Origin of the sequence: Mesorhizobium sp. M7A.F.Ce.TU.012.03.2.1 (assembly GCF_004006095.1) — a bacterium.
Classification (GTDB): domain Bacteria; phylum Pseudomonadota; class Alphaproteobacteria; order Rhizobiales; family Rhizobiaceae; genus Mesorhizobium.
In genome coordinates this window covers 1,369,609-1,385,581 of record NZ_CP034779.1, presented here as the reverse complement: position 1 = coordinate 1,385,581, position 15,973 = coordinate 1,369,609, and the positions used below count along the sequence as shown (strand labels likewise).

Here is a 15,973-nt window from a genome sequence, read left to right as displayed (position 1 = left end):
AGAGGGGTGCCGAATTTGCAGCCCCGGTCCCACGAGGCGGAAAACCACAAAGCGCTCCCGATTTGACACTTCAAGCTCCAAACAAACAAAAAGCCCGGCCCGGCGAGGTCACAGCGGTGCTCCGCCGCATCCTCGCTGAAAACGGCAAAGAGTATCGCTGGACCTATGTCGTCGCCGTCTCTTGCCTGCTGATCGTTTCCGGCACCACTGCCTTCACGGCGTGGATCATGGCCCCGATGATCAACCAGATCTTCTACGAACGACGCGGCGATATGCTCTGGTTGATCTGCGCCGGTTTCATGGGGGCCTCCCTGCTGCGCGGCTTCGCCGGTTACGGCCAAGCAGTCGCGTTGGCCAGTATCGGCAACAATCTGGTCGCGCGCTACCAGAAGCGCAGCTTCGACCATCTAATGAAGCTCGGCGTCAACTTCTTCAACGATACGCGTTCCGGTCGGCTGGCGGCACAGGTCAGCGAGAATGTCGGCGGCGTTCGCGATCTGCTGTCGCTGACACTGACCTCGATCAGCCGCGACGCTGTCACGCTGGTCGCTCTCGTTGGCGTGATGATCTATCAGGATCCGGTGTTGTCGCTCAGCTCGCTGCTGATCGGCCCTCCACTGATCTGGGCCGTCGTCTATATCACCCGCCGACTGCGGCGTATCAACCGGGAATCCGTCCTGATCAATTCGCGGCTGAACGGGTCCGTGCAGGAGGCCACGCAAGGCATCGCCATCGTCAAGGCCTTCACCTTGGAGGCCGAGCTGGCGCGCCGCATCGGCATCATGGCGGACACGGCCGAGCAGCGTAACAACAAGATCGCCCGCGTCTCGGAGCGGCTGTCGCCGATTTCCGAGATTCTGGGCGGTCTCGCCATCACCTCCGTACTTGCCTATTCCGGCTACCGGGCGCTGTATCTTGGGCAGCCGCCGGGCGCGGTTTTCTCCTTCATCACCGCACTGATCATGGCTTACGATCCGGCAAGACGCCTGGCGCGCACACAGGTGGGCATGGAACGTGCCCTGGTCAACGCGCGCATGATCTACGAGTTGCTCGACCTGGAGCCGAAACAGGGCGACGCAGCCGATGCCGTCGAGGCGAGGATCACCACCGGCGAGGTGCGTTTCGACAATGTGACGTTCGGCTACAGCGCCGACATGCCGGTGCTGAGGGACCTGAGCTTTACCGCTGCCGCCGGCAAGGTGACGGCGATCGTCGGTGCGTCGGGCGCCGGCAAATCGACGCTGGTGGCGCTCTTGCAGCGCTTCTACGACGTCGACCGGGGCAGCATCGAGGTCGATGGCCAGGACATCTCGAAGGTAACCAAGCATTCGCTGCGGCAGTCGATCGCCTATGTGGCGCAGGCGCCCTATCTGTTCGAGGGCACGATCCGCGACAACATCCGCTGCGGCCGTCTGTCGGCCACGGACGCAGAGATCGAGCAGGCGGCGAAACAGGCGGCAGCCGACGAGTTCATCCGCCAGCAGCCGCAAGGTTACGACACGCCGGTCGGCGAAGGCGGCTCGACCCTTTCCGGCGGCCAGCGCCAGCGCGTCTCGATCGCCCGCGCCATCGTGCGCCAGGCACCGATCCTGCTGCTCGACGAGGCGACATCGGCGCTCGACAACGAGGCGGAGGCGCGCGTCCAGGAAGCGCTGACCCAAGTCATGCAAGGCCGCACCACCATCGTCATAGCGCATCGGCTGTCGACGGTGGTCAATGCCGACCACATCATCGTGCTGGAAGAGGGACGGTTGGTCGAGGAAGGCACCCATGCGACGCTGATGGCCGACCCGGACAGCATCTATTCCCGCTTCCACCGCATACAGGGCAAGAAGGGACTGGGGCTTGTCGAGGACCGCGAGCCGATCCAAACTCCGGTCCGGGCCACGCGTGCGAAGAAGACTGCTGTGAGGAGCACATGAGCGAAGCAGGCGATATGGGCCTGGTGGTGGTGGGCGCTGCCGGCCGCATGGGCCAGACGCTGATCCGCGCCATCCACACCATCCCCGGCGCGCGGGTCATCGGCGCGGTCGAGCGGGCGGGTTCGCCCTATCTGAGCAAGGACGCAGGCGAACTGGCGGGCATCGGTATCATCAACGTGCCGATCGGCGACGATCCGCTGCCGGTCTTCGCCAAGGCAGACGGCGTGCTCGACTTCACCACGCCTGCTTCGACGGTCGAATTCGCGGGCTATGCGGCGCAGGCGCGCATCGTTCACGTCGTCGGCACGACCGGGTGCACGGCCGACGACAATGCGAAGATCGCGGCGGCGGCGCGCCATGCGACCATCGTCAAGTCGGGCAATATGAGCCTCGGCGTCAATCTTCTGGCGGTGCTGGTCGAACAGGCGGCGCGCGCGCTCGATGCCGACGATTTCGACATCGAGATCCTCGAAATGCACCACAAGCACAAGGTCGACGCGCCGTCGGGCACAGCACTTCTGCTCGGCGAAGCTGCCGCCGCCGGGCGCGGTATCCCCCTTTCCGGCAACGACGTGCGGGTCCGCGACGGCCACACCGGCGTGCGCAAGACCGGCTCGATCGGCTTTGCCACGCTGCGCGGCGGCTCGGTGGTCGGTGACCACAGCGTGCTGCTGGCTGGCACCGGCGAGCGCATCACCCTGTCGCACCATGCCGAGGACCGCGCCATCTTCGCCCGTGGCGCCGTCAAGGCGGCGCTTTGGGCTCGTGGCAAGAAGCCGGGACTGTATTCGATGCGGGACGTGCTCGGCCTCAGCTGAGCGGCCAATCTGCCAACCTGAAGGGAGCAAACATGTCGAGAACCCTCGTGCTCGTGCGTCACGGCCAGAGCGAATGGAACCTGAAGAACCTGTTCACCGGCTGGCGCGACGTCGACCTGACCGAGCAGGGTCACGCCGAGGCCAAGGCCGCCGGCCAGAAACTCAAGGCGCGCGGCCTGAAATTCGACATCGCCTTCACCTCGGCGCTGATCCGGGCGCAAAAAACCTGCCAGCACATTCTCGACGCGGTCGGCCAGAGCGACCTGAAGACCATCCGCGACCAGGCACTCAACGAGCGCGACTATGGCGACCTTTCCGGCCTCAACAAGGACGACGCCCGCAAGAAATGGGGCGAGGAGCAGGTGCATGTCTGGCGCCGCTCCTACGACGTGCCGCCGCCCGCCGGCGAAAGCCTGAAGGACACCGGCGCCCGCGTCTGGCCCTATTACCTGCACGATCTGCAGCCGCATGTGCTGCGCGGCGGCACCGTGCTGGTCGCCGCCCACGGCAACTCCCTGCGCGCGCTGATCATGGCGCTCGACGGCAAGTCGGGCGAGGAGATCGTCAAGCTGGAACTCGGCACCGGCGTGCCGATCATCTACCAGCTCAACGCCGATTCCACCGTCGCTTCGAAGGAAGTGCTGGACGACTGAGCCGGCGAACGGAGCACCTGCGAAAAAAGCGCGTTGACAGCAATCGCTTGCCCGCTTACATGAGCCCGCACCAGCCCAGATGGCGGAATTGGTAGACGCGCACGGTTCAGGTCCGTGTTCCGCAAGGAGTGGAGGTTCGAGTCCTCTTCTGGGCACCAAATTCCCGTTTCGAACCATTCGCCGGTTCAGAAACTTAGAGAAAAAGCCCGGCTCGTCCGGGCTTTTTCTTTGCCGCCAACCTCCCCTTCCGGCCAGTCTCCTCACAAACCGCTTCAAACTCCGCGCCCGCTTCGCTACGCTCAAAACCATGGCTCAATCCACCACCCAGATATTCGGTGCCCGCCGCGACCAGGCGTTCCCCACGCTGGCCGAGGTGGATATCGACCGCATGCGCCGGTTCGGCGAGGCCAGCGCCTATGCCGCCGGCGAGCACATCATCGAAGCAGGCGATGTGGCGCCCGGTCTGATCGTCGTGCTGTCGGGCAGCGTGGACATCACCCAGGACGGCGGGCTCGGCCGGCGCGAGACGATCGTCACGCATGGCCCAGGCAGCTTTGTCGGCGAGCTGGCGCAGCTTTCGGCCCGGCCCTCGCTGGTCAATGCGCAGGCCGCCGAACCGGTGGAGGCATTCGTCATCGCCTCGCAGCGACTGCGCGACCTGATGGTGCAGGAGGCCAATCTCGGCGAGCGCATCATGCGGGCGCTGATCCTGCGCCGCGTCGGGCTTTTGGAGAGCGCCACCAGCGGGCCGATCATCATCGGACCCCAGGACAATGCCGACGTGTTGCGGCTGCAGGGTTTCCTCGCCCGCAGCGGCCAGCCGCATCGCGTGCTCGATTCCGGCAGCGATCCCTGCGCCAAAACCCTGGTAGAACGCTTCGAGGTCGATCCGCACCACCTGCCGATCGTGCTCTGTCCAAACGGCAGGCTGCTGATGAACCCCGGCGAAAAGGACCTCGCCCGCTGCATCGGCCTGCTGCGGCCGATCGATGCCGAGACGGTGTATGACGTGGCCATCGTCGGCGCCGGCCCGGCGGGGCTGGCGGCGGCGGTCTATGCGGCCTCCGAAGGCCTATCGACGATCGTGCTCGACTGCCGTGCCTTCGGCGGTCAGGCCGGCGCCTCCTCGCGCATCGAGAACTATCTTGGTTTCCCCACAGGCATTACCGGCATGGCGCTGATGGCGCGCGCCTACAACCAGGCGCAGAAATTCGGCGTCGAAATGGTCATCCCGGACGAGGCGAAGCTTTTGAGCGCCGCCTCCGACGCGTCAGGCGCCCGCTATCTGCTCGATGTCGGCGATGGCGAGACCGTGCGCACGCGCAGCGTGGTGATCGCCAGCGGCGCGCGCTATCGCCGCCTCGACATCGCCAATCTGGCGCGGTTCGAGGGAACGTGCGTGCACTATTGGGCGTCGCCCATCGAAGGCCGGCTTTGCGCGGACCAGGAAGTGGCGCTGGTCGGCGCCGGCAATTCGGCCGGGCAGGCGGCTGTCTACTTGGCCAGTCATGCGCGCAAAGTGGCGCTGCTGGCGCGCGGCGGCAGCCTCGATGCCAGCATGTCGCGCTACCTGGTCGAACGCATCAAGGCGCAGCCTAACATCGAGGTGTTGACCGGGACCGAAATCGAGGCGCTGGACGGCGAAGAGGGCAATCTTGGCACGGTGCGATGGCGCAACCGCGCCAGCGGCGCGGAAACGACGCGCCCGATCCGCCATCTCTTTCTCTTCATCGGCGCCGACCCGAACACCGATTGGCTGGCGAATTGCGGTGTGGCGCTGGACGCCAGGGGGTTCGTGCGCACCGGATCGGAGCTGGGATCGGCGCAGATGGAGACCAGCCGCAGCGGCGTGTTCGCCATCGGCGACGTCCGCGCCGGTTCGGTCAAACGCGTCGCGGCGGCTGTCGGCGAAGGCGCCCAGGTGGTCGCGGCATTGCATGCATATCTCGCGCGCGCGGACGCACCTCAAACAGCAGGGAGACCATGATGGATGAATGCAGGCATACGCGCGACATCAGGAAGGTGACGCCGAGCGCGCTCGGCTGCGAGGAGTGCCTGAAGAGCGGGTCGCAATGGGTGCATTTGCGGCTCTGCCGCACCTGCGGCCATGTCGGCTGCTGCGACGACTCGCCCAACCGCCACGCCACCAGGCATTTTCACGCCACCAAGCATCCGATCATCGAGGGCTACGATCCGCCGGAAGGCTGGGCATGGTGCTATGTCGACGAGGTGTTTGTCGACCTCGGCGACGACGTGACCCCGCAGAACGGCCCGATCCCGCGCTTTGTTTGAGCGGCGCCGCATGGCGACGGAATCCTGGGAAAAGCGCGGTCCCTCCGGGCTTTCTTGGCGGCGGCCTCCCTGCTGAACGGCTTGGCAGTCAGTCGGCGAAATACAGATATCCCAGCCATCCGGCCAGCACGACCGAGGCAGTCCAGATACAAACAATGATCACCGCCGCGTAGCGGCTCACCGGCCTGTCGGCGGCCAGCGCGGCGGTCTTTCTGTGTTCCGCCATCACCTCGGGCGGTATCATCCTGACCACGGCAAGGACGCCCAAAGGGACAAGGATGACGTCGTCGAGATAGCCGATCACCGGAATGAAATCGGGGATCAGGTCGATTGGCGACAAGGCATAGCTTGCAACACACACGGCAAGCGCCTTGGCGTACCAGGGCATTCGGGGATCGCGAGCGGCGAGGTAGAGCGCATGCACATCGCGCTTGATCGTTCGGGCCCACTCATTCAGTGCCATCGGATGATTTTAGCGCCAAATGAAAACCGCCGATAGCGCACGCCAGGCGCCCGCCTCCGACAGCATCTCGAAGAGCCGATGACCGCCGGTCTACCGCACGGAGCCGGTGACGGTCGGGTCGATCATGCTGGGAACGGATTTGCGTTCGTTGCCGGCAAGCGCCGCTATGATCAGCAGGCTGGCAACCACCGGGACAAACAGGATGGCAACGCGAGCTTGCACGTAAAAGATGGCACGCCATTCATTGCGCTTGTCGGGGCTGTTGCTCATCATACTCACTTTGTCGGTCCCCCACGCGGTGACATAGCTGCAAACGGTTAAACAACTCCTTCCGACTTCGTTAACCCAGCGGAATTGAGGCGAAATTCCCAGGCGATCCCAGAGATGGCGAGCCAGCTTCAGTTCAGCCCGATAAGCCTGGCGCCCTGCCGGAACAGCGCCACGGCGTCCGGCTCGAAGCGGAAGGTGCCGATGAAATCGTCGGCGCAATAGTCCGGCCTTGTCTTGCGAATGGCGGCGGCGAAGCCGCGCGCTTCGTCGAGCCGTCCGGCCAGCGCCAGGCAGTGCGCGGCGATCGCCAGTATGATGGCGTGGGCGTTGGGCCGCGCCGCCGCCTTCAGCGCCCATTCGGCCGCTTCCGCGAACTGGCCGAGCCGGACATGCGCCATGGCGCGTGCGCCCAGCATGCCGAACAGCAGCGGGTCGAACGGGCTGAGATGGCGCGAATGATCCGAAGAGCCTATCGCCGCTCGCGGGTCGCCCGACTGCGAATGCACGAAGGACAGCGCGTAGTGGCCAAGCGCGAAGTTGGGGCTGAGATCGACAGCCCGCTCGAGTTCGAGCAGCGAGCCGTCCTGCTCGCCGCGCAGCCACAGCGCCCGGCCCATCGCCCAATGCGCGGCCGGATTGTGGTCGTCGACCAGCAGGCTGTGTCCGGCGCTCTCGAAGGCCAGCGCGCTTTCGCGGTCGCGGTCGCCCCAGCGCTGGAAGGCGTTCTGCCAGTGGGTGAAGGACAGGCCGGCATAGGCGCGGGCAAAGGTCGGGTCGAGATGCAAGGCCTGGGCAAAGAAATGCCGCGCCTGTTCGTTTTCCGCCTGGGTGAAGCGGTACATGTGCCAGAGGCCGCGATGGTAGGCCTCCCAAGCGTTGAGCGAGCTGGGCGCCTTCAGCATGGCGCGGTTGCGCTCGACGGTTTCGATCTCGGCCGAGATCGAGGAGACGATGCTGTTGCCGATGTCGTCGAGCACGGAAAAGATGTCATCGGGCCTGCGCTCGAAGGTCTCGGCCCAGACGATCCTGGCGCTGCGCACCTCGATCAGTTCGACGCCGACGATGAGGCGGCCGGACGGGCTGCGCACCGTGCCGGTGGCGACATAGTCGACATTCAGCCGGCGGCCGGCATCCTCGGGCGCGATGTTCTGCTCTGCCAGCGCAAACACCGATCCGCGCGCGATGACGAAGAAATCCCTGAGCTTGGCCAGGCGGGTGATGATGTCGTGGGTGAAACCGTCGGCCAATCCGCCGCGCGTGCCGCCGCTCTCCTCGACAAACGGCATCACCGCCAGCGACGCGTGGCTGGGCTCGACCGGGCCGGGTACGGTGGTGGCCACCAGTGGCGATAGCGTGGACAGGCAGGCCGCCTGTGTCCGTGGCGAGGACCCGGGCCGTTGTTCACGGATCGCCCGCCAAGCCGCGCGAAGCGGTGCGAAATCGAGCTCCTCCGACCGAAACAATCGCTCCGCCGAAGCCAGGTGCTGCTCTGCCGCGCCGGCCTCGCCGCGCCCGGCCAGATTGGACAGCAGCGCCAGATGTCCGCGCGTGTCGAACGGCGCCAGTTCCACCCATGTGTCGAGATGGGCGATCGCCTCGTCACTATGCGCCGGCAGGCTTGCGACAAGCCGTCCCAGAACGGCGGCATGGCAAGCGCTGAAGCGGCGGCGCTGCGCGATCAGCCAGCTGTTGAAATGCGGGCTGCGCTCGAGCTCCAGCCCGTCGAGAAAATCGCCGGCAAACAGTTTGGCCAGCGCCCGCAAGCGGTCGACATCAAGGCTGCCCAGCCCTTGCGAGGCGGCCTTGCTCACCTCCAGCGCATCGACCAGACAATCGCTCAGATCGAGTGCTACCGTGTCGCCCTGTGTCACGACCCGGTGTCGGCCCGGCGCGTCGAGTGCGCCGCGCAGCTTGCTCAGGCACCAGCGCAGCTCGCCCCTTGGATCGTTCGGCACGTCCCACAGCAGCTCGCACAGACGGCTGCGGCTGACAGGATGCGGCGCCAGCGCCAGATAGGCCAACAGAGCGCGCAGTTTGCGCGACGACGGCAACGTAACCGGCACATCATTGCGGGAGATCGCCAGCGGTCCGAGCAGGCGCACGGAAAGGACCGGCATGTCGCCGTCCGGCCTCGATCGGCTGGATTCCACGTGCGTTTCCACGCCTGCTCCCACGCTGGCCTGTCGGCCTCTCCTGTATCACCAAACACGACACGGCGCATCCGGCAGCGGATTTCAGCGCCGGATGCCAGCCATTGCCGCTGTGCGGCATGTCAGTCCTAGCGCGGCAAGGTCACCAAACCTCGCCGCCCGACCCGCCGGTTTGTAACCGGCCCGTGAAGACAAAACGCGATGACAATCAAGGAGACCAAGATGTTGCAGCAGCAGAAGATCAGAACCACGGCCGGGCGCGGCCGCTTGTTCGACAGCATTCTCGATACCGTCGGCGACACGCCGGTGGTGCGCATCAACAATCTCGGACCGGCCCACGCGACGATCTACGTCAAGGCCGAGTACTTCAATCCCGGTGCTTCGGTGAAGGACCGGCTGGCGCTCAACATCATCGAGGAGGGCGAGCGCAGCGGTGCGCTGAAGCCGGGCCAGACAGTTGTCGAGGCGACCAGCGGCAACACCGGCATTGGCCTCGCCATGGTCTGCGCGCAGAAGGGCTATCCGCTGGTCGTCACCATGGCCGACAGTTTTTCGGTCGAGCGCCGCAAGCTGATGCGCATGCTGGGCGCCAAGGTGGTGCTGACGCCGCGCGCCGAAAAAGGTTTCGGCATGTACAAGAAGGCGGTGGAACTGGCCGAGGCCAATGGCTGGTTCCTCGCCCGCCAGTTCGAGACGGCCGCCAATGCCGCCATCCACGAGGCGACGACGGCGCGCGAGATCGTCAATGATTTCGCCGGCTCGCGGCTAGATTGCTTCGTCACCGGCTATGGCACCGGCGGCACGGTGGTAGGCGTGGCGCGCGTGCTGCGCCGCGAGCGCCCGGAAACCCGCATCGTGCTCTCCGAGCCGGCCAACGCGCAGCTCATCGGCAGCGGCAAGGTCCAGCAGCGCGGCGCCGATGGTGCGCCCGCCGCCAGCCATCCGGCCTTCGAGCCGCACCCGATCCAGGGCTGGACGCCGGACTTCATCCCCAACGTGCTGCAGGAGGCGATCGACACTAGCCTCTATGACGAGGTGATGCCGATCGCCGGGCCCGAGGGCATCAAATGGGCCAGGGAACTGGCGCGGAAAGAGGGCATCTTCACCGGCATTTCCGGCGGCGCCACCTTCGCCGTGGCACGGCAGGTCGCGGAGAAGGCGCCGGCCGGGGCGGTGATCCTGTGCATGCTGCCCGACACCGGCGAGCGCTACATGTCGACGCCGCTGTTCGATGGCATCGAGGCCGAGATGGATGCCGAGGAGGCCGCCCTGTCGCGCTCGACGCCCGGCTGCCAGTTCCCGGCGACTTGACGGGAGATCTGGTATGGACGCCATGCAAGAAAACCTCGGCCTGGTGGCCGAGGAAACGCTCGATCCCCCGGACTGGGCCGATGTACAGGCCCTGTCGCACCGCGTCATCGACGATGCGGTCGATTATCTCCGCGATGTGCGCGACCGCCCGGTCTGGCGGGAGATGCCGGCCGATGTGAGAGAGGCCTTCGCGGCACCGCTGCCGCGTTCGCCGGCACCGCTTGCCGCCGTCTATGGCGAGGTCTCGCGCACGGTGATGTCCTATCCGATGGGCAACACCCATCCGCGCTTCTGGTCCTGGTACATGGGGTCGAGCAACTTCACCGGCGCGCTCGGCGATTTCCTGGCGGCCATCCAGGGCTCCAACCTCGGCGGCGGCAACCACGCGGCCGGGCTGATGGACAGCCAGGTGGTGAACTGGTGCAAGCAGATGCTGGGCTTTCCGGCTTCTGCCGGCGGCACGCTGGTCAGCGGCGGCTCGATGGCCAACATCATAGGGCTGACCGTGGCGCGCAACGTCAAGGCCGGCATCGACGTGCGCGAGCATGGCGTTGCTGCCATCGAGAAGCCGCTGCGCTTCTACGGCTCGGAGCAGATACACTCGTGCCACCGCAAGGCGATGGAGGCACTCGGCCTCGGCAACCGGGCACTGCGCCGCATCCCGACCGATAGCGGGCTGCGCATCGATATCGCTGCCTTGCGTGCGGCGATCACTGAGGACCGCGCAGCAGGGTTCAAGCCGGCCTGCGTCATCGGTACGGCCGGCACCGTCAACACCGGGGCGATCGACGATTTGCAGGCGCTTGCGAAGCTGGCACATGAGGAAGGCCTCTGGTTCCATGTCGACGGCTGCATCGGCGCGCTGATCGCCATTGCGCCTGAAAACGCGCATCGCGTCGCCGGCATCGAACGGGCGGATTCGGTCGCGCTCGATCCGCACAAATGGCTGCACGCCCCATTTGAGGTCGGCTGCGCCCTGGTCAGGGATGCCGCCGCGCATCGCGGGACCTTCGCTGTGACGCCGGAATATCTGGAATCGACGCCGCGCGGCCTCGCTTCCGGCGAATGGCTGCACGACTACGGCCTGCAGACGTCGCGCGGTTTCCGCGCGCTGAAGGTGTGGATGGCGCTGAAGGAGCACGGCGTCGAGAAATTCGGCCGCCTGATCGACCAGAACATTGCCCAGGCTGTCTATCTTGCCGGCTTGATCGAGGCCGCGCCACAATTGCAGCTGGCGGCATCGCCGACCGTCAACATCGTCTGCTTCCGCTATCAGCCCGGTCTGACAGGCGAGGCTCTGAAGACGCTCAACACGGAGGTCATGCTGCGGCTGCAGGAACAGGGCATTGCGGCCCTTTCGGACACCACGGTGCATGGCGAGCACTGGTTGCGCGTGGCGATCACCAATCATCGCACACGGCGCGAAGATCTCGACCTTCTGGTGCATGAAACGGTGCGGCTGGGGCATGACATCGCAACGCAGGGTTCCGCGCCTTCCTAGTTACGGGCAGGCATGCGATTCTGCCGCGATGATTCGGGAGATCCAGGCCGTGACGCTGTTTCGTATGGTTGCACTTACGGCGCTGGTCTTCACCGCCTCGGCGCAGGCCGCCGACATGGCTTTCTTCGTGAAGAACCTGCGCAAGGAATCTGTCGCGGTCGAGCTGTTCAGCCGCGACCGTGAGACGGTCTGGCCGGGCAATGACAAGGTGTTCCTGATCGAACCCGAGTCGCAGAAATCCGTGCCGCTGTCCTGCAATCAGGGCGAACAAATCTGCTATGGCGCCTGGGCCGACGGCAACGACAGCCTCTCGGCCGGCGTCGGGCCGGACAATGACCAGCCCTGCGACACCTGCTGCTTCATCTGCGTGGAACACTCGACCGAGACGATCGATCTGGTGCCGTAGAGCGCGGAAGTGTCGTTGGACCCAAATTAAGTCAGGGATCGCTTCGTCCGGTCCACTTCCGCGATTCAGCGCTGCATGCAATGGTTGCCCCGCGGCCGGGTGGGCCGCTTATTCGGGGGGTTATCATGTTTCATGCCTATGCGCGCCGCATGCTGGCCGCGCTGTCCTTCGTCATGCTGGTTGCGTCGGCGGCGCAAGCCGACGATGTCACCTTCGCCATCAAGAACAGCCACCCGAACGCCATGCGCGTCGAGCTCTACAGCCAGGATCGCGACTATGTCTGGCCCGGCGAGGACAAGGACTATTTCCTCGACGACGGCGAGACCAAGCAGCTGCCGATATCCTGCAACGCGGGCGAATCGATCTGCTACGGCGCCTGGGTCGATGGCGACGAGGGCACCTATTGGGGCGTCGGTCCCGGCAACACGGAAAAATGCGAGGATTGCTGCTACACCTGTAGCGGCGGCGAGACCGAGGAGATCGAGCTGGTCCCCTGACCGGTTTGCCAGCTTGACGGTCTTCGGGCCGGAGCCATAGCCTGTGCAAATACCCAGCGCGCGCCGCCTCGAACTGTTCAGACGCGACGTGCTTCAGGCAAAAGGAGCCCAGCTATGGCCGGCATGGTCGAAAGCGACAAGATCGACGTCGGGTTTTCCGGCAAGCGCTGCATCCATTCGCGCAACTGCGTGCTCGGCGATCCGCATGTCTTCGTGCCCAACGCGCCGGGCCAATGGATCCATCCCGAGGCGGCCAGCGTCGAGAAGATCGTCGCCATCGCCGAGAGCTGCCCGTCGGGCGCCATCACCTATGTCAGGAAGGATGGCGGGCCGCAGGAGCAATCACCGGTGGTCAACACGGTGCGGCTGCGGGAAAACGGCCCGCTGGCGGTACACGCCGAGATCGTGCTCGACGGCGAGACTTCTTATCGTGCCACGCTCTGCCGCTGCGGCGCTTCGGAGAACAAGCCGTTCTGCGACGGCAGCCACAACAAATCCGGTTTTGCCGCCACTGGCGAGCCGCCGCTGAAGGACACGCTGGCGCTCGAAGCGAGGAATGGTCCGCTGAAAGTGACGCCGACCACCAATGGCCCGCTCAAGCTTGAGGGCAATCTCGAGATCGTCACCGGAACCGGCCATACGGTCGACCGTACGCAACGCGCCTTCCTCTGCCGCTGCGGCCATTCCGCCAACAAACCGTTCTGCGATGGGACGCACAAGAAGGTGGGGTTTGTGGGGTAGCTGCGATCTCCCTCCTTGAGGGGATGGCCGGCAGGCCAGAGGGGGTCATCTCGCGTAGAGCGCTGGCTTCCTCTTTCGCCTCGTATGAAGTCGCATCCAGTCGTGCCGACCCCCTCTGTCGCCTTTGGCGACATCTCCCCCTCGAGGGGGGAGATTACCCGTGGCCCAGCGCTCGCGGCTTTATCGCCCGCTCCGTATCGGCTAAGGGCAGGGACAAATAAATTGCCACCCGGACCGCCGCCAAAAATGACCGCCAAGACCAAGCCAAAGCCGCTGTTCCTCGGGATCGACACCGGCGGCACCTATACCGATGCCGTGTTGTGGTCTGAAACGGAAGGCCCGCAAGAAGGGCCGAACAAGGGCAAGGTGCTGGCCAAGGCCAAGGCGCTGACCACAAGGCATGATCTTGCCGTGGGCATTTCCGGTGCCGTCGATGCGGTGCTGCAGAAAGCCGGAACCGATCCGGCTCATATCAAGCTGGTCTCGATGTCGACGACGCTTGCCACCAACGCGCTGGTCGAGGGCCAGGGCGGCCGTGTCGCGCTGGTGATGATCGGCTTTTCCGAGGGCGACCTCGCTCGCGACGGGCTGAAGGCCGCGCTCGGCACCGATCCGGTGGTTTTTTGTCCGGGCGGCCACGACGTGCATGGCAATGCCGCCAAGCTCGATTTGTCCGGACTGGAAGCGGCGTTGCCGGAACTCGGCGCCTCGGTGTCCGGCTTTGCCGTCTGCGCCTATTTTGCCACCCGCAATCCGGCGCACGAGATCGCCGCCCGCGAGCTGATCCGCGAGAAGACAGGCCTGCCGGTCACATCGAGCCACGAGTTGTCGGCCAAGCTCGGCGGCCCGCGCCGGGCGTTGACCACTTTGCTCAACGCCAGGCTGATCTCGATGATCGACCGGCTGGTGGCGGCAACCGAAGGTTTTCTTGGAGAACGCAACATTGCAGCACCCCTGATGGTCGTGCGCGGCGATGGCGCGCTGGTTTCGGCGGCGTTTGCCCGCCAGCGGCCGATCGAGACCATCCTGTCCGGCCCGGCCGCCAGCCTCGTCGGGGCCCGCCACATGACCGGGCTCGACAACGCCATGGTGTCCGACATCGGCGGCACCACAACCGACGTCGCCGTGCTCGACGGCGGCCGTCCCAGGCTCGATCCGGAAGGCGCCACCGTCGGCGGCTTCCGGACCATGGTCGAGGCCGTCGCCATGCGCACCTTCGGCCTCGGCGGCGATTCCGAAGTGGCGCTGGAAGATGGCGCGCTCAACCCGAAGATCCTGCTCGGGCCGCGCCGCCTGGTGCCGCTGGCGCTGGCCGGCATGGCGCATGGCAGCGCCGTCACATCGGAACTCGAGCGCCAGTTGCGGGCGCCCAATCCCGGCCGCATGGACGGCCGCTTCGCGGTGCGCACCGGCGTGCCGGATCGGCTCGCCGCCGGCCTGACCGGCGCCGAAGCCAAGCTCTACGAGCTGATTGGTGCCGTGCCGCTCGCCGTCGACAGGCTTTTGACCTCGAACGCGCAGAACGCGACGCTGAACCGGCTGGTGTCGCGCGGGCTGGTGCATGTCGCCGGCTTCACCCCGTCGGATGCCGCCCACGTGCTGGGCAAGCAGGCGAACTGGGATCCCGTTGCCGCGCGCCTCGGCGCCGAATTGTTCGCCCGCAAGCGTGACGGCCGTGGCCAGTACATCGCCGCCTCGCCGGAAGCGATCTCGGAGCGGGTGCTGGTGACGCTGACCCGCTGGTCGGCCGAATACATCCTCGAGACCGCCTTTGCCGAGGATGGGCTCGATGGGGCGTCGACGGTGGCGCACGCCCTGGTGCAGCGCGCGGTCGACGCGCATCCCGGCATCGCCCGCCTGAGCGTTGCGCTCGACCGCCCGGTCATCGGCCTCGGCGCCTCGGCGCCGCTGCATTATGCCGGGCTGCCGCCGCTGATCGGCAATGACTGCGTGGTGCCCAGGGATACCGATGTCGCCAACGCGCTCGGCGCCGTCGTCGGCCAGGTCAGGGTTTCGGCCGAGGCGCGGGTCAGCCAGCCCATAGAAGGGCTGTTTCGTCTTGCCTCGGGTGAAACCGTGCGCGATTTCCTCGACGAGGCGGCGGCGATCGCGGCGGCCGAGGCCGATGTCCGCGCCATCGTCGCGGAGCGCGCCAGGGATGCCGGCACCGACAGCGCCGAGATCGACGTCGCCACCGAATTCCGGGTCTCGACCGTCGAAGCCCAGCGCATGTTCATCGAGGCGCATGTCGTGGCCGTGGCCTCGGGACGGCCGCGCATTGCGGTGTGATGCAGCCTTTGTGAAAACCTGTCGGCGCATTTGAACACATGCGCATGGCAGCCGTCAGATGGAAGATTTGGGCACAGTAAGTCGCTCGAATACTGCGTGTACCCGTATTCGACTGCCGTTCGGGTCGATGATTTGCATGACCAAAAGCAGCCGATTTTGATGAATCTTGAACGCTGCCGACAAGGCTCTGGCCTTAGCCCCCGCTGATGCCGAACCCGGCCAATTGCCGTTTCCGATCAAGGCCTGTTCCCCATTGATCGTTTTCTCCTTTAGATCGGCGGTCCACCCATTGCTCGCATCGACCTGCAGGCCGGGATCGCTGCGGATAACGACTCTGCAATCGCACATTGGCCGCCGGTTGAGTAAACCTGCTGCCATGTGCCAATGAACTCGATATCGGCAGCGGCGGCAGGAGCAACGCCAGCGAATGCAAGAGCGAGTGAAACAAAAGTAAGCCAGGCAAATCTCAACATCGGCATACTCCAAAGCTGCCTGCTTTATTTGACAGGCAATGTATAAAGCCGGGTTTACTGGAATGAGAAAATTGACGCGATATGCGATTGGACATGGCAAGTTGTGCCCTGCGATGGCGCTCCTCTCTGGAGGACGAAGCGATGCAAATACGCCACCTTCACCCTAAGCTGAATTGACCCGGCAAAC

Annotated in this window: 15 protein-coding genes and 1 tRNA gene; 12 read left to right on the top strand and 4 right to left on the bottom strand. The window is 65.5% G+C overall.

All coding sequences use genetic code 11. The features are described from left to right. Positions 1-62: 62 nt before the first annotated feature. The 6 genes from EJ079_RS06670 to EJ079_RS06645 all read left to right on the top strand — a co-directional run bounded on the left by EJ079_RS06670 (position 63) and on the right by EJ079_RS06645 (position 5,685). Positions 63-1,922, top strand: coding sequence for an ABC transporter ATP-binding protein (locus EJ079_RS06670; protein WP_127808446.1), 1,860 nt, complete (start codon positions 63-65; stop codon positions 1,920-1,922). Then, a complete protein-coding gene (gene dapB, locus EJ079_RS06665) occupies positions 1,919-2,740 on the top strand; it encodes a 4-hydroxy-tetrahydrodipicolinate reductase (RefSeq protein ID WP_127808445.1) in 822 nt (273 codons plus the stop codon). Before EJ079_RS06670 ends, dapB begins: the two co-directional genes overlap by 4 nt. Positions 2,741-2,772: 32 nt before the next feature. Further along, positions 2,773-3,393, top strand: a complete 621-nt coding sequence (locus tag EJ079_RS06660; protein WP_127808444.1) for a 2,3-bisphosphoglycerate-dependent phosphoglycerate mutase — start codon at positions 2,773-2,775, stop codon at positions 3,391-3,393. Between the two features lie 73 nt (positions 3,394-3,466). Beyond that, positions 3,467-3,551 (top strand) — tRNA-Leu (locus EJ079_RS06655). A 149-nt stretch (positions 3,552-3,700) separates the two neighbouring features. Continuing rightward, positions 3,701-5,380: a cyclic nucleotide-binding domain-containing thioredoxin-disulfide reductase gene (locus EJ079_RS06650; RefSeq protein WP_127808443.1), complete on the top strand. Its 1,680-nt coding sequence runs from the start codon at positions 3,701-3,703 to the stop codon at positions 5,378-5,380. Next, positions 5,377-5,685, top strand: coding sequence for a UBP-type zinc finger domain-containing protein (locus EJ079_RS06645; RefSeq protein WP_027040253.1), 309 nt, complete (start codon positions 5,377-5,379; stop codon positions 5,683-5,685). The genes EJ079_RS06650 and EJ079_RS06645 overlap by 4 nt, the downstream gene beginning before the upstream one ends. 88 nt (positions 5,686-5,773) lie before the next feature. Here EJ079_RS06645 and EJ079_RS06640 read toward each other — a convergent pair whose 3' ends face one another. The 3 genes from EJ079_RS06640 to EJ079_RS06630 all read right to left on the bottom strand — a co-directional run bounded on the left by EJ079_RS06640 (position 5,774) and on the right by EJ079_RS06630 (position 8,535). Beyond that, positions 5,774-6,148 carry a YkvA family protein gene (locus tag EJ079_RS06640; protein ID WP_127808442.1) on the bottom strand — a complete coding sequence of 125 codons (375 nt, stop codon included), beginning with the start codon at positions 6,146-6,148 and terminating at the stop codon, positions 5,774-5,776. 90 nt (positions 6,149-6,238) lie between these two features. Beyond that, complete coding sequence (locus EJ079_RS06635) at positions 6,239-6,421, bottom strand: hypothetical protein (RefSeq protein ID WP_013528612.1); 183 nt, start codon at positions 6,419-6,421, stop codon at positions 6,239-6,241. A gap of 125 nt (positions 6,422-6,546) precedes the next feature. Further along, positions 6,547-8,535 (bottom strand): transcriptional regulator, encoded by a 1,989-nt coding sequence (locus tag EJ079_RS06630; RefSeq protein ID WP_127808441.1) that lies wholly within the window; start codon positions 8,533-8,535, stop codon positions 6,547-6,549. 255 nt (positions 8,536-8,790) lie between these two features. Here EJ079_RS06630 and cysK point away from each other — a divergent pair, with 255 nt between their 5' ends. From cysK to EJ079_RS06600, 6 genes are all read left to right on the top strand, one after another. Further along, entirely contained in the window at positions 8,791-9,879 is a 1,089-nt protein-coding gene (gene cysK, locus EJ079_RS06625) for a cysteine synthase A (protein WP_127268753.1), read from the top strand. A 13-nt stretch (positions 9,880-9,892) separates the two neighbouring features. Further along, positions 9,893-11,380, top strand: coding sequence for an aspartate aminotransferase family protein (locus tag EJ079_RS06620; RefSeq protein ID WP_127808440.1), 1,488 nt, complete (start codon positions 9,893-9,895; stop codon positions 11,378-11,380). A gap of 49 nt (positions 11,381-11,429) precedes the next feature. After that, positions 11,430-11,786 carry a hypothetical protein gene (locus EJ079_RS06615; protein ID WP_127396247.1) on the top strand — a complete coding sequence of 119 codons (357 nt, stop codon included), beginning with the start codon at positions 11,430-11,432 and terminating at the stop codon, positions 11,784-11,786. A gap of 125 nt (positions 11,787-11,911) precedes the next feature. After that, positions 11,912-12,283, top strand: coding sequence for a hypothetical protein (locus EJ079_RS06610; RefSeq protein ID WP_027040247.1), 372 nt, complete (start codon positions 11,912-11,914; stop codon positions 12,281-12,283). A 114-nt stretch (positions 12,284-12,397) separates the two neighbouring features. After that, positions 12,398-13,024, top strand: coding sequence for a CDGSH iron-sulfur domain-containing protein (locus EJ079_RS06605; RefSeq protein WP_127268750.1), 627 nt, complete (start codon positions 12,398-12,400; stop codon positions 13,022-13,024). A 246-nt stretch (positions 13,025-13,270) separates the two neighbouring features. Next, on the top strand, positions 13,271-15,313 hold the full coding sequence (locus EJ079_RS06600; RefSeq protein WP_127808439.1) for a hydantoinase/oxoprolinase family protein: 2,043 nt from the start codon (positions 13,271-13,273) through the stop codon (positions 15,311-15,313). Positions 15,314-15,367: 54 nt separating this feature from the next. Here EJ079_RS06600 and EJ079_RS06595 read toward each other — a convergent pair whose 3' ends face one another. Continuing rightward, on the bottom strand, positions 15,368-15,691 hold the full coding sequence (locus EJ079_RS06595; protein ID WP_127808438.1) for a hypothetical protein: 324 nt from the start codon (positions 15,689-15,691) through the stop codon (positions 15,368-15,370). Positions 15,692-15,973 lie beyond the last annotated feature (282 nt).

Excerpts from the sequence above, each read along its gene's own strand:
- EJ079_RS06600 (WP_127808439.1), top strand. The coding sequence starts at position 13,271 with ATGACCGCCAAGACCAAGCCAAAGCCGCTGTTCCTCGGGATCGACACC.
- EJ079_RS06605 (WP_127268750.1), top strand. The coding sequence starts at position 12,398 with ATGGCCGGCATGGTCGAAAGCGACAAGATCGACGTCGGGTTTTCCGGC.
- EJ079_RS06610 (WP_027040247.1), top strand. The coding sequence starts at position 11,912 with ATGTTTCATGCCTATGCGCGCCGCATGCTGGCCGCGCTGTCCTTCGTC.
- EJ079_RS06630 (WP_127808441.1), bottom strand. The coding sequence starts at position 8,535 with ATGCCGGTCCTTTCCGTGCGCCTGCTCGGACCGCTGGCGATCTCCCGC.
- cysK (WP_127268753.1), top strand. The coding sequence starts at position 8,791 with ATGTTGCAGCAGCAGAAGATCAGAACCACGGCCGGGCGCGGCCGCTTG.
- EJ079_RS06645 (WP_027040253.1), top strand. The coding sequence starts at position 5,377 with ATGATGGATGAATGCAGGCATACGCGCGACATCAGGAAGGTGACGCCG.
- EJ079_RS06595 (WP_127808438.1), bottom strand. The coding sequence starts at position 15,691 with ATGGCAGCAGGTTTACTCAACCGGCGGCCAATGTGCGATTGCAGAGTC.
- dapB (WP_127808445.1), top strand. The coding sequence starts at position 1,919 with ATGAGCGAAGCAGGCGATATGGGCCTGGTGGTGGTGGGCGCTGCCGGC.
- EJ079_RS06660 (WP_127808444.1), top strand. The coding sequence starts at position 2,773 with ATGTCGAGAACCCTCGTGCTCGTGCGTCACGGCCAGAGCGAATGGAAC.
- EJ079_RS06635 (WP_013528612.1), bottom strand. The coding sequence starts at position 6,421 with ATGATGAGCAACAGCCCCGACAAGCGCAATGAATGGCGTGCCATCTTT.
- EJ079_RS06620 (WP_127808440.1), top strand. The coding sequence starts at position 9,893 with ATGGACGCCATGCAAGAAAACCTCGGCCTGGTGGCCGAGGAAACGCTC.
- EJ079_RS06650 (WP_127808443.1), top strand. The coding sequence starts at position 3,701 with ATGGCTCAATCCACCACCCAGATATTCGGTGCCCGCCGCGACCAGGCG.
- EJ079_RS06640 (WP_127808442.1), bottom strand. The coding sequence starts at position 6,148 with ATGGCACTGAATGAGTGGGCCCGAACGATCAAGCGCGATGTGCATGCG.